12 protein-coding genes, 1 tRNA gene and 1 pseudogene (2 of these 14 only partly in view) are annotated in these 12,500 nt (G+C 37.0%); 7 read left to right on the forward strand and 7 right to left on the reverse strand.

The features are described from left to right. The 3 genes from LEP1GSC190_RS00500 to LEP1GSC190_RS00510 all read right to left on the reverse strand — a co-directional run. Nucleotides 1-167, reverse strand: partial view of an NUDIX hydrolase gene (locus LEP1GSC190_RS00500; protein ID WP_002763491.1) — the beginning only. The gene continues 268 nt to the left of window position 1, outside the view; the window shows 167 of its 435 coding nt (coding positions 1-167); it begins with the start codon at nt 165-167; the stop codon falls past the left edge of the window. A 330-nt stretch (nt 168-497) separates the two neighbouring features. Next, entirely contained in the window at nt 498-1,163 is a 666-nt protein-coding gene (locus tag LEP1GSC190_RS00505) for a rhomboid family intramembrane serine protease (RefSeq protein WP_002763520.1), read from the reverse strand. Next, on the reverse strand, nt 1,141-1,851 hold the full coding sequence (locus LEP1GSC190_RS00510) for a TetR/AcrR family transcriptional regulator (RefSeq protein ID WP_036047631.1): 711 nt from the start codon (nt 1,849-1,851) through the stop codon (nt 1,141-1,143). The genes LEP1GSC190_RS00505 and LEP1GSC190_RS00510 overlap by 23 nt, the downstream gene beginning before the upstream one ends. Before the next feature lie 302 nt (nt 1,852-2,153). On the opposite strand from LEP1GSC190_RS00510, the pseudogene LEP1GSC190_RS20665 reads away from it, so the two are divergent. Continuing rightward, nucleotides 2,154-2,369, forward strand: a pseudogene (locus LEP1GSC190_RS20665) (LA_3696 family protein); the annotation flags it as partial. A 182-nt stretch (nt 2,370-2,551) separates the two neighbouring features. On the opposite strand, the gene LEP1GSC190_RS00520 reads toward LEP1GSC190_RS20665, so the two are convergent. Further along, a tRNA-Leu gene (locus LEP1GSC190_RS00520) sits at nt 2,552-2,635 on the reverse strand. A 69-nt stretch (nt 2,636-2,704) separates the two neighbouring features. Between LEP1GSC190_RS00520 and hisB the strand changes: the two genes are divergently transcribed. The 6 genes from hisB to LEP1GSC190_RS00550 all read left to right on the forward strand — a co-directional run bounded on the left by hisB (nt 2,705) and on the right by LEP1GSC190_RS00550 (nt 9,053). After that, a complete protein-coding gene (gene hisB, locus LEP1GSC190_RS00525) occupies nt 2,705-3,325 on the forward strand; it encodes an imidazoleglycerol-phosphate dehydratase HisB (RefSeq protein WP_004279827.1) in 621 nt (206 codons plus the stop codon). Then, nucleotides 3,322-3,954, forward strand: a complete 633-nt coding sequence (gene hisH / locus LEP1GSC190_RS00530; protein ID WP_002763502.1) for an imidazole glycerol phosphate synthase subunit HisH — start codon at nt 3,322-3,324, stop codon at nt 3,952-3,954. The genes hisB and hisH overlap by 4 nt, the downstream gene beginning before the upstream one ends. Then, on the forward strand, nt 3,951-4,676 hold the full coding sequence (gene hisA / locus LEP1GSC190_RS00535) for a 1-(5-phosphoribosyl)-5-[(5-phosphoribosylamino)methylideneamino]imidazole-4-carboxamide isomerase (RefSeq protein ID WP_002763476.1): 726 nt from the start codon (nt 3,951-3,953) through the stop codon (nt 4,674-4,676). The genes hisH and hisA overlap by 4 nt, the downstream gene beginning before the upstream one ends. Before the next feature lie 89 nt (nt 4,677-4,765). After that, nucleotides 4,766-5,986, forward strand: a complete 1,221-nt coding sequence (locus LEP1GSC190_RS00540; protein ID WP_004279907.1) for a vitamin K epoxide reductase/DsbA family protein — start codon at nt 4,766-4,768, stop codon at nt 5,984-5,986. A gap of 14 nt (nt 5,987-6,000) precedes the next feature. Continuing rightward, nucleotides 6,001-6,528, forward strand: a complete 528-nt coding sequence (locus LEP1GSC190_RS00545) for a hypothetical protein (protein ID WP_036036351.1) — start codon at nt 6,001-6,003, stop codon at nt 6,526-6,528. A 707-nt stretch (nt 6,529-7,235) separates the two neighbouring features. Beyond that, entirely contained in the window at nt 7,236-9,053 is a 1,818-nt protein-coding gene (locus tag LEP1GSC190_RS00550) for a DUF885 domain-containing protein (RefSeq protein ID WP_004279908.1), read from the forward strand. Nucleotides 9,054-9,281: 228 nt separating this feature from the next. Here LEP1GSC190_RS00550 and thiD read toward each other — a convergent pair whose 3' ends face one another. From thiD to LEP1GSC190_RS00565, 3 genes are all read right to left on the reverse strand, one after another. Further along, nucleotides 9,282-10,094 carry a bifunctional hydroxymethylpyrimidine kinase/phosphomethylpyrimidine kinase gene (gene thiD, locus LEP1GSC190_RS00555; RefSeq protein WP_002763519.1) on the reverse strand — a complete coding sequence of 271 codons (813 nt, stop codon included), beginning with the start codon at nt 10,092-10,094 and terminating at the stop codon, nt 9,282-9,284. A 571-nt stretch (nt 10,095-10,665) separates the two neighbouring features. Beyond that, complete coding sequence (locus tag LEP1GSC190_RS00560; protein WP_004279772.1) at nt 10,666-11,073, reverse strand: MGMT family protein; 408 nt, start codon at nt 11,071-11,073, stop codon at nt 10,666-10,668. Between the two features lie 22 nt (nt 11,074-11,095). Then, on the reverse strand, nt 11,096-12,500 hold the 3' portion of the coding sequence (locus LEP1GSC190_RS00565; protein ID WP_004279854.1) for an ATP-binding protein. The gene runs 341 nt beyond the window's last position; 1,405 of the gene's 1,746 nt are visible here — the last part of the coding sequence; its start codon lies off the right edge, out of view; it ends in the stop codon at nt 11,096-11,098.

Below are 12,500 nucleotides of genomic sequence, written 5' to 3' on the forward strand. Positions count from 1 at the left end.
ATTTCGCGTTCCATGCTAAGGTTCCAATCTTCGAAAAATTCATCTTCGTTCATTCTTCCGCCGGGAAGGTCTCCCAGGCCGGATTTGCGATCTCTGAGAATCAGAAGTTCGTCTCCTTTTCTCAAGAAAAGTTTTTGAGTAATTTGAAAGAAGCCGTGTTTGCTCAAGGATGATTGGTTCTCCGGATTTCCTACAGGGGCTGATACTTTTTCCTTGCTGACAATCATTTTTATCCCGATTGCAAAGCTTTCGGTCCGTAAGGTTGTAAACGAACATACAAGATGAAATCGTTTACTTGAGTATGTTTTCGATTTGTTGTTCTGATATGGATTTGATAAGCGCCTACCCAAAACCTAAGGAGAAATCGGTTTTAATCATCGGGTAAGTTTGAAAGTCTTGCTACTTGGACGCATGAAAATGTACCAAAATTAACGAGAGATGAATTTGACGACGAAACAATTCGATAAGTTTTAAGATCCATTCTAAGCTGAAAAAAATCAACGGCTTGAATAAAAGAAGGCTAGAATCAAAGCCAATATGATGAAGATTAAGTTAAGGATAAAACCGGAATGAAGCTGTTTTCTTTCCGTAGGTTTTAAAAAATAAGCTGCAAAGATGACGGAAATAAAACCGCCTAAATGGGCCCAACGTGCAACCCCGTCTTCGGTAAAAACGTTCGTAAGATCGGAATAAACCATAATCCATGCCACTAAAAAAACTGGAAATGGAATGTTCTTATGGTTGAAACGAAGAGAAAATGGAGAAAGTAATGCGGCTACTGCGGCTATGCCTGAGATAGCGCCTGAAGCGCCGACCACTGGAGTCGAATCGTGTAAGATGACTCCGCGAATAAAAGAATCCAATAAGGAAGAAATTAAAGCTGCCATAAAAAAGAACAAAAGCCATTTTCCTTTTCCTGCTTTGTATTCTACGGCTCTACCCAGGAAAAAAAGATAAAACATATTCCCAAATAAGTGTATTAAACTTCCATGATAGAATACGGCTCCAATCCAAGACACGGGTTGGATTTGTCCGGGATGATTTAGGAAATATTGTCGAATCAGATGTTCCGGAAGAAAAATGTTCACGATAAAAAAAGTCGCGACCATTAAAAAAACGAAAAAAGTAGTTAAGGGAAATTCAAAAATAAGAATCCGAATCAAGGTGGTTTTGCCCTCCGGGGAAGTATCGAGTCAGATAAGATTTTAAAATGATTTTCAATTCGATGATTATTTTGTCTGAAAATTCCTTATCCTTTTGCTCTCGGAGCCAGAGGTTTAAAATTGCGTCAGTAACTTCCACAATAATTTTCGAGATAATTCTATTTTCGGCAAGATCCACGTTAAATTGAGAAAGAATCATAGAAACCTTCTCGGAGATTTTTAAATTATTCTCCCGATTGATTTCGACCAGCTCGGGATCTTGTTTTATAGAAGACCAAAGAGGGGCAAAACCGGGTTCCGTAAGATAAAAGTTTGCAAAAGAATCGATTGCTAAATCGATCAAATCTTCCCAAGATTTTCCGCTAAGGTCGGATTGAAAAATTTCGGAAAGCATTGAATTGATTCTTTCCAAATGTCTTTGGCCGACTGCGTTTAAAACTGCGTGTTTATTCGGAAAATACTGATATAAGGAACCGATCGGAATGCTTGCTTCGATTGCAATCATATTTGTGGTAATTGTTTCGGGCCCATTCTTTTCCAAAAGTCCGGCGACCACGTCTAAAATCCTTTGAACTCGATTGATGGATCTTTTTTGAGAAGGTTTTTTCCTAGGATTGAGAAGATCTGCATTTTTTCCCGATTCACTATTTGCAACTTTCTTTACGTTGGTCGTTTTCTTTGAAACCAATTCAAATTTCCGTTTCCTATAAGCGATCTTGATCCTATTGTGGATTTCATTGGATAAATTCAAGAAAAGTATTCTATCAAAAACGAATTGTTTTCAAGTCCCACTTTTTCCTCGAACTTGCATTCACGTTAAAATTTGAAAAGAATCTGCTGAATTCTAGATTCAATAAAAAATTCTCAGTTTATGGAATCATCGATTTTTATTCTAACAAAATTAGTTTTGTATATTGATGAAATTTATTTTGCTTTTATAAAAATTTCAAAATTCAATCCGATTTTCATCCTTGAATAAAAGCTTTAAATGTTAAAAAAGAGATCGCAGAAATTCGTGCCGAATTAAAAACCGAGATCCGATCTTAAGTCGCAATCTTAAGATCTAAAATGAAATTAGGCTTTTTAGAAATGCAAAAATTGATCCTAGATATTTACAAAACAATAGCATTTCAGACTCGTTAGATTCTTGGCGGAATGTTAGGAATCGCTACTTTTTCGGCGAAGCTCGGAAAGATAATCAATTAATTTCTGCCGAAGAAGGGACTCGCCCCCTTCACAGTCTCACGTCGTGCTCGACTTAGTTCCGGGGCGTCTCGAACTTGCCTCACCACATCGTGTGGTTCGGTCGTGTTTTTCGCTTCTTACGGAAGCTCAAAACACTTTCAAATTCTCGCTTCGAGTCCATGTTTGATTGTTATATTAATTTCTGCCGAAGAAGGGACTCGAACCCCCACGACCTTGCGATCGCTGGCACCTGAAGCCAGTGCGTCTACCAATTCCGCCACTTCGGCGTGCAGTGTGAAACCGCTTTACAATCTCAGAAGGTTTGGGTTTTCCGTCACCCATTATTTTGGAATTCATTGACACGGAGGTTGATCCGATTCTATGATCCAGTTAGAATGAAAGCAGAAAGAAAAACCGCCGAAACCGAGATCAAATTGGAAATGAATCTCCACGGAACTGGTCAGTATCAATTCGATACTGAAATTCCTTTTTTTGAACACATGCTTTCTCATATCTCCAAACACGGATTAATTGATCTGAATCTTTGGTTGAGAGGGGACATCGAAATCGATTGCCATCATTCCGTAGAAGATACTGCGATTTTAATGGGAACTACGATTCATAAACAATTAGGTGACAAAGCTGGAATCTTTCGATACGGACATTTTACTCTTACTATGGATGAAGTTCTTACAACCGTAGCCGTGGATCTGGGTGGTAGGTATTTTTTTAAATATACCGGTCCCGAGCTAACGGGTAAGTTCGGAATTTATGATGCGGAACTTTCTTTGGAATTTTTACAAAAACTTGCATTGAATGCAAAGATGAATCTGCATATATTCGTTCATTACGGAGATAACAGACATCATATTCACGAGTCCATTTTTAAGGCTCTAGGTAAAGCTCTTAGAATGGCGATCGCACAAGACTCCGCGACTGCAGGTGCGATTCCTTCCACAAAAGGAGTTTTGGAATGATAGCTATTCTAGATTACGGAATGGGAAATATTCATTCCTGTATCAAAGCCGTATCTCTTTATACGAAAGATTTCGTTTATACGAAAAATAAGGCAACGATAGAAAATTCAAAAGCTCTAATATTGCCAGGTGACGGGCATTTTGATAGGGCTATGGAGAATTTGAGTTTGACCGGACTTCGAGAAACGATCAATAAACATGTAAGTTCCGGAAAACCTCTTTTCGGGATTTGTATAGGTTTTCAAATTCTTTTCGAATCTTCGGAAGAAATTGCTCAAGGTACTAAAAAAGAGCAGATTGAGGGTTTGGGATATATTAAAGGAAAGATCAGAAAATTTCAGGGAAAAGATTTTAAGGTTCCTCATATCGGTTGGAATCGGCTTCAAATTCGTAGAAAAGATAAAAGTATTCTTTTAAAGGGAATCAGCGATCAGTCTTTTTTTTATTTCATCCATTCTTACAGACCGACGAGCGCAGAAGGAAATGCGATTACCGGACTTTGCGATTACTACCAAGAGAAATTTCCGGCCGTTGTGGAAAAAGATAACATTTTTGGGACTCAGTTCCATCCCGAAAAATCTCATATCCATGGACTTAAACTTTTGGAGAATTTCATTCATTTCGTATGATTATCATTCCGGCCATCGATCTATTCGATAATTGCGCAGTTCGTTTATTCAAAGGAAATTACAAGGAGAAGAAAATTTATTCTTCCGAACCTTGGAAACTTGCGGAAGGTTTTGCTAAAAACGGGGCGACCTTACTTCATCTCGTGGATCTGAACGGTGCTAGAAATCAACTTGGTATCAACGAAAATTCCATCTTGAAAATCCGTAAAACGACTTCACTCAAAGTGCAATTAGGCGGCGGAATTAGAGACAAAGAGAAATTGGCTTATTACGATAAAATTGGAATTGATCGTTTTATTCTCGGAACGGCCGCAGTAACGGATCCTGATCTTTTAAAGTTCGCACTTGATAACTACGGAAAAGAGAGAGTCGTCGTCGCAGTAGATGCAATAGACGGGATTGTAAAAATTGCAGGATGGGAAAAAGACTCGGGAGTTCGTTATCGAGATCTGATGGATCGCCTCGCAAAAGCGGGAATCGAACATGTTGTTTTTACGGATATTGCTCAAGATGGAACTCTTGCCGGACCGAACTTGAAAGCCTATCAAGAAATCTTAAATTCTTACCCGTTTCAAGTCATCGCTTCCGGTGGGATTTCCTCTCTTAAAGATCTTATGGATCTTTCGTCTCTTAAAACTAAAATTCCACTTTATGGTGTGATTACGGGAAAAGCTTTGTACGAAGGAAAGCTGGATCTTGCAGAAGCGATTTCTTCCATTTAAGGAAACTTAAAGGGTAAATTAGATTTTTCTTTTCACCTGGAAAGGAACTATACATAAAGGTAATTGATCTTACAAGATTGGGGACGTTCATGGGCCAATTATCTAAAAATAAAATATCAATCATTCTTTCCGCATTAGGATTAATTCTTTCCTTCTTGCTTATTCAAAAATACTACGGCGATCCTAATTCGATCGGAGATACTCTTTGCAACGCACTCAGCGAATTCGGTTCTTGCGATAAAGTTTCCGAAAGTACTTACTCTGCGATTCGAAACGTTCCCGGTCTTGGAGATATTCCGATTGCGTTATTTGGTTTTGTTTTTTACGGCTTTGTGGGTTTTCTTTTCGTGTTGTCCGAAATTAAAAAAGAAACCTTGGAAAAAAATCTAAGATTTGCATTTTATGTTTTGATTCTTGGATTTGTAGTCGATTTAGGTCTGTTTTTGCTTTCCGTAGGAGTAATAAAAGCGTTATGCGGTCTTTGTGTTGCAACCTATTTCGTAACGATCGCACTTCTTGTGGTAAACTTTCCCGTTTTTAAATCCCTTTCCGATAAATCGATTCGGGCGGTTCTGAATTCGTTCAGTGGAAGTTTCGTAAACCTTCTTATTGTGATTTTTTCCTTTTTCGTTCTCGGTCTTTACGGAGGAAGAATTTCCACGGGCGGAACCAGACTGGTTTCCGGCAGCGCGGGTGGTGAAAAGTCTATTTCAGAGCAGTTGAAAGAATTTGAAACGGCTCAGACGGTTCAAATTGATTTGAAAGATGTCCCCGTTCTTGGTGATTTGAATGCTCCGATTACGATCGTAAAATATGCGGACTTTAATTGCGGTCATTGTATGCACACGAGTAAGATTCTGAAATCTTTTCTAAACGAGTACGAAGGAATCATTAAAGTGGCTTATAAGAATTTTCCATTGGACGGAAATTGTAATCGTCTTGTCGGAAGAAAATCTCCAGAGGCAAGTTCCTGTATCGCGGCTAGCGCGGCACTTTGTGCAAATCAGCAGAATAAATTTTATCTGGTTTATACGGGTCTTTATGATGACAATGAAGCGGGCGTAATGCACACCGCAGCGACTGTAACTCGTCTTGCTGAAAAGAGCGGTTTGAAAATGGATCAATTCCGTGCTTGTATGAGTTCTACCAAAATCAGAGATCATATCAATCGTGAAGTAGACGAGGCTGAAAAACTGAAAATTAGTTCCACTCCGACTTTGTTCATCAATAATAAACCTTTTCCAAAAAGTGGAACTCCGGATGTCGACTTTTTACATCGACTGATCCATCAACTCGTCAATCAGAGTTGATCTTTTATCGCCAAATGGAAAATGAGAAGAAGCGATTTTGCAGAAATTGTGGTACGCATATCTTAGTGGAGTCGATCCAGTGCGTATTCTGCGGATCGTTTCAGTCTCAGAATTCGATTCCTTTTTTTCGCTTTGCGGCTGAAAGTAAGTTCTTCAGAACCAAAATTCTTTATCCTGCTTTGCCGGTTTTGGGATTAATTCTTTTTGTAGTTCATATTTTTCTTAAGTTCGAAACGATTCCATTATACGTTTCGATTTTATTTTTTTTGTGGGCTCTGATATTTTCGATCTCAGGTTGGATCGGGGAATTGATCTTGGACCTAAAATTTCGAGGAGATGTAAAGGATTTTAAGGAAGGGTTTATCGAATGGCAAAAACACCTTTACGATCGTTCTCCCGCAATTTCCTACCTAGGAATGATCTTATTCGTTGCGACACCTTTAATACAATGGCAGAATTCTCTTTGGTTTTCTTTGTCTTCCGCCGGAATTTGGACGTTATTGATTTCTTTTATTCTCTTAGTTATTGTTCCGTTAGTTTAAAAAATTATAAATTACCTCGAAGTATTTCGAAAGAATATTTGGTCCTTGAGCTATTGATTAACGAGGTTCGATGTAAAGGAATCATGTCAAATGGGATCTTGATTTTCGTAAAAAACAAGCTTGTATGTAAGAGTTATTGTATTTTTAGGAATGATTAAAGTGGTTATAGTTTTTGGATAAAACTCAAAATTAAAAATGAATTTTTATCTCAATCTTTAAAGTTGTATAATGATGATTCGATTAGGATTTGTGAAGTGGTTGTTGCAGTATTGAATAATATTGTTCCTAAGCTCAATTTTTGTTCAAATTCTTTCTAAATTATAAAAATTGCATATTAATATTAGAAATTTACTTTGATAGGAATTCTTACAAATCGAATAAAGATGGAATTTTAAAAGAAATCGGAGTTTGAAAATTAAATTTTTTTACTAAGGGTCTGTCTTAAAAACTTTAAAAGAAATCAGTTACAGTCATTCAATAAGTTCGTAATAAAATATATAAGTTCCCACAAATTACGTCTTTTTGATAGTTTACGAGCTTTCGAGCATATTTTATAACTGTTAAGTTCTCGTCGAGGTTCCTATATTCCGAGGTTTTGGGATAGGCTTTGATTTCTTAAGTGGCAGAAGCGTAAAAATTTGTGATTTCGATTTGTTTTACAAAAATAAAATTTTCATTTTTCCGAATGTTTCTTATTCTGTTTTACTATGTCGAAATCTTCTCTTTTTAAAAGGATTCTTTTCGGAATTTTAATCTTACTTTCCTTAGTTTTAACCCTGTTTTTACATACGATTTTTTTCAAACCTCTGACGCTCGGTTTGTTTTATGAAAAGATCTTTTGGGAATCTATTTTGAATGACCCGGAATATCTGACTTCTCTTGGAATTTTAAACAATTTCGGAATCGATGGTTATCAAAAGAAACTTACTGATATATCGGTTGAAAGACAAAAACAGGATTTGGAAAAGGCAAAAAAGAATCTGGAAATACTTTTGTCGTATGGAAAGGAAGATTTATCGGGGCAGGAATTACTTTCTTTCGAAATTCTAGAATGGTTTCTTCGTTTAAAAATTTCCGGTGAAAAGTTTTTATTTCACGATTATCCTGCAAACCAGTTATTCGGGATTCAAAGTCAACTTCCGACTTTTTTAGTAACTCAACATCCGATCAAGTCTTCTCAAGATGTAGAAAATTACATTGCAAGACTTGAGTTCGTTCCTAAAAAAATTGATCAACTCATTGAGGGAATTTTATACAGAGATAGGAAGGGAATCCTTCCCCCCGATTTCATTTTGGATCGATTGATCTCAGAAGTAGAGGGTTTTATCAAGGTTCCGGCAAAGGAGAATATTCTCTATACCTCATTCGGGGGAAAAATCGAAAAAATAAGTTCTATTTCTTCAGATTTAAAGGATCGATCTTTGACACGTGTTCAACAATCGATCGAATCGGGAATTTATCCGTCCTATTCAAAATTGCTTAATCTATTTTTAGAGCAAAAAAAACATGCGGATTCAAGGGCGGGTGTTTGGAAGCTTCCGGACGGAGACGCTTATTATTCTCACGAATTAAAAAAACATACCACGGTCGAATTGGATCCGGAACAAATCCATAATATCGGTTTATCTGAGGTTTCTCGAATTCAAAATGAAATGAAAACGATTTTGAAAAGTCTCGGAAAAAATCAATCCATCCCGAATGCAATGTCCGAACTCAGGAAGGATTCTCAATTTTTATTTCCTGACAATGAGAAAGGTAAGTTGCAGGCTTTGGAAGAATATAAGAAAATTTTAAAGGATTCGGAAGAGAAAGCAAAATCTTTATTTTTCAAAATGCCAAAAAGCAAAGTGGAAGTGGATAGAATTCCTATCTTTAAGGAAAAAACCGCGCCAGGAGCGTATTACGACGAACCTGCGTTAGATGGTTCAAGACCCGGAATTTTTTATGCAAATCTTAGGGATACAAAAGAGATTCCAAAGTTCGGAATGAAAACTTTGACTTATCACGAAACCATTCCGGGGCATCACCTTCAGATTGCAATTATGCAGGAACTCAAAGGGCTTCCGCGTTTTAGAAATACAATTACGTTTACAGCCTATGTGGAAGGTTGGGCCTTGTATGCGGAACGTCTTGCAAAGGATTACGATTTTTTTCAAGATCCTTATTCGGATTTAGGGAGACTTCAAGCGGAATTGTTCAGAGCTGTTCGACTTGTAGTCGATACCGGATTACATTATAAACGATGGACTAGGGAACAAGCGATCTCTTATATGATGCAGAATACTGGAATGGCTCCGAAAGATGTAACTGCAGAGATAGAAAGATACATCGTGTATCCGGGCCAGGCTTGTTCGTATAAAATCGGGATGTTAAAAATTCTCGAACTCAGAGAAAAAGTAAAAGTTCATAAAAAGAAAACCTTTGATATTCGAAAATTTCACTCCGTCGTTTTAGACAATGGATCTTTGCCTTTGATCATTTTGGAAAGACTTGTGGAGGGCGAATTGTTAAACGAAAAGAAATGAATTTTACTTTGTCAAAGCCCTTTGCAAAACGATTTTATAGCGTATAAATTTAAAACTTTCACGAAAAATTTTTTAGTTTGATGGTTTAAAAGGATCCAGGTATTGAAAAGTGAACAATCATTTCGTTGAAGTTTGCTATATGTAGATTTCAGGGTTCTTGCGGCTAAACGAAAATGAGTTTAACCTTGGGGAAGCTCGAGGACGAAACAAGTTTTTTGAGATCAAGTTCTAGTGAAATACTGGAGTATGATTTAATGTTTTATTTTTTCCTACGATGTAAGATTGTTCGATTGTCGCGTGTAAGTATTCTTTCGCAAATCGAACGGCTTCGATCAACTTTTCGCCTCTCGCTAAATAAGAAGTAATCGCTGAAGAATATGTACATCCGGTTCCGTGCGGATAGAATCCGTTCACGAATGGTTTTTCAAATTTGGAGATATTTTTTCCGTCGAACAAAATATCGAGCGCGACTTCCTCATTTTGTAAATGGCCACCCTTTAAAAGAACAGGAATTTTAAATTTTTCGAATATTAATTTTGCAAAATCCGGCATTTCTTGGCTCTTGCTAATTTTTTTTCCAGTGAGAATTTCCGCTTCGTCCAAATTGGGGGTAACTAGATCTGCAAGAGGGATCAGCTTTGTTAACAAAGCGTCAATTGCCGATTCTTGTAAAAGTTTAGCGCCGCTTGTAGAGACCATTACGGGATCAATCACGAGTGAAAAGTTTTTTTCAGTATTCCTTCTCTTTGAAAGGAGATAACTCGTTTTTTCTATGATGTCAGTCGAAAACAACATTCCAGTCTTGATCGATTTTACGGGAAAATAGTCTAACACAGCTAAGATTTGTTTTTCTAAAAAATCCGCATCCACTTCTAAAATTCCCGTAACACCTAAAGGATTTTGTGAAGTAAGGCAAGTGATTGCAGAGGTTCCGAACGTATCTAATGCAGTGAATGTTTTTAAGTCTGCTTGAATTCCCGCACCTCCTCCTGAGTCGGAACCTGCGATCGTCAGAGTGACTGGTTTAATTTTTTGAGCCATTGATAGATTTCCATATCGTATGATTTTTTATAAAAGTATTCTATTTAAAAAAACTGTTGCTTCCAAATTTAAAGCCTGCCTGTAAAGTTTCAAAAGGAAGCAACAAATTTCGTTACCGATCTTTCTAAAAATTCTTAAAAAGCAGTGGTTTGCCCACAGATTACGTCTTGTTTAGTTTACAGATTTTGAATGCTTTTTTCATAGATGCTCCTGTATGAATTCCCATATCTTAGAAATTTTAAGGTAGGATTTTAACTTTTTATTTACAGAAAGTTTTTAGAAACATCTCAAAAAAATATCTATTTTTCTTTCGAACTACTCGAAAAGAACCTCTATAAAATGAATCTTTCATTCAATACCGATCGTTGAACAGCGTTTTTATGCGGAAATTTGATTCTTATTCAGAATAGAGTGTCAGAATTTTGTCCCTAAACGGGATTCGTCTTAAAATTTATGATGCTATTCTGTAAAGATTAGTAAGATCATTATCTTTATGGGGTTTTTTGTTTCAAACACTACATTCTGATTTTAAAATGAACTTCTATTTTTAATACGACAAAACGATCTATCATCATTTTTTTGATTGGGCTCGGTTTCTGGACAAGTTTTTTCTTTTTTTATGAGCGGGTTTATCCGGAATCGTATCCGGCCAACCGAACACTTTCAAGTCGATCGTTTCTGTAAAATCGAATTTGATTCCTTCGTCTTCGAGCATTTTCTTTTGTAGAATGGAGCGACCTGTATCTCCTCGGAAGGAAATTTTTCCCTGACTGTTGATCACCCTTTGCCAGGGAACTTTTTGTTCCTGACCTTTGGAAAGTGCGTTTAACGCATAGCCAACTGCACGAGCGGCTCTGGGTTTTCCCAAAAGCGCTGCTATCCTGCCGTAGGAAGTTACTTTGCCTTTAGGGACTTTTTTAACCAAAGTGTAAACTTCCTTAAAGAATGAGATTTCAGAATTGTCTTTGTAAGAATTCACAATGCGTTCTTGTTCGTATATTTCATTTTCGGAATGAATTTGATTGTATGTTTTCCGAGGGGACGGCTTCTGGATTGACGGGTAACTCTATTCGAAAGATCGTTTTTCCAGGGTTCGAGGTCAAAGTGATTTTACCTTTGTGTTTTTCCACAATTCCTTTTGCGATCCCTAGACCGAGCCCGGTTCCTTCTCCTTGATCTTTGGTCGTGAAAAATGGATCCCAAATTCTGTCCTGGATTTTGAAAGGGATTCCAGGACCATCGTCTTCAATTTCGACAATGACAAAACTGTTTTGTGGGAAGACCGAAATTTCGATTTTCCCTTTCCCTTTTAAAGCTTGAATTGCGTTTTGAATCAGGTTCGTCCAGACTTGATTCAATTCATCGGGATTACAAATTACAGAGGGAATTTCCTGAAAGTTTCGAACTACTTTGATTCCATATTTTATTTGGTTATGAAGAATGACCAGTGTATTTTCCAAACCTTCTACGATATTAGCTAGCGACAAGGTTTTGGATTGGTCTAAATGGGAATAAGACTTCAATGCTTTGACAATTCTAACAATATTGCGAATCGCATATCGGATATTTTTAATGTTTCGATTGATGTTGCTCGCGTTTTTAAGCATCAAATAACCTCGATCGTCATCTTTTAGAATAATATTATATAAGTATTTTCTTTCCTCTCCGATTTGATTTTCTATGATAAAATTTGAAAGTTCAGAATTAAGAGCAGGGTTAAAGTTCATACTTTTCATTTCTTCTTTGAGTTTGTTCTTTAAACGGAACTTTTCTTTCGGATCGAGTTCGGAATTTTTTTTGTCGCGAAGAAGATGGAGTAAAACAAGTTTGAAATTCTTCCTGAGTTTTCTGTGTTTCGCCAAGAGGACGATGTCGAAAATATTTTGAATCAGATAATTCATGTTTTGATCCAAATTATCGGCCGCTCCGTTGATTACACCTGCCGGAGTGTTGATCTCATGTGCGATTCCGGCCACCATTATACCGAGAGAAGCCATCTTTTCGGACATAATCAATTGTGATTGAGCGTTTTCTAATTCTCGGGTACGAATTTTGACTTTTTCTTCCAGAGTTTCGGTTAGCTCGACCAAACGTTCATAGAAAATCGCATTGGAAAGAGCCATTACAGAAACGGAACGTATTTCATTGAGTTTGTCCATTTCGGACAAGGTGTAATTTTTTCGGTTTTTTCTTTCTCCTAGAACAATCATTCCTAAAAGACTTTTGTTAATAATTAAAGGAACTACGAGCTCAGCTCCGGTTTTTGTGAAAAAGTTCTCGGCGGATGTTCGGATCCTGCTCAAACTAAGATCGGTTCCAAATTCTTGAAAGTTATAAATCCTATCGTTTTCGGTAATCCAAAGTAGAAAAGGATCAAAAATAAAAAATTGAATTTCTCCCGAATCT

This window comes from Leptospira mayottensis 200901116, from assembly GCF_000306675.2.
GTDB lineage: Bacteria > Spirochaetota > Leptospiria > Leptospirales > Leptospiraceae > Leptospira > Leptospira mayottensis.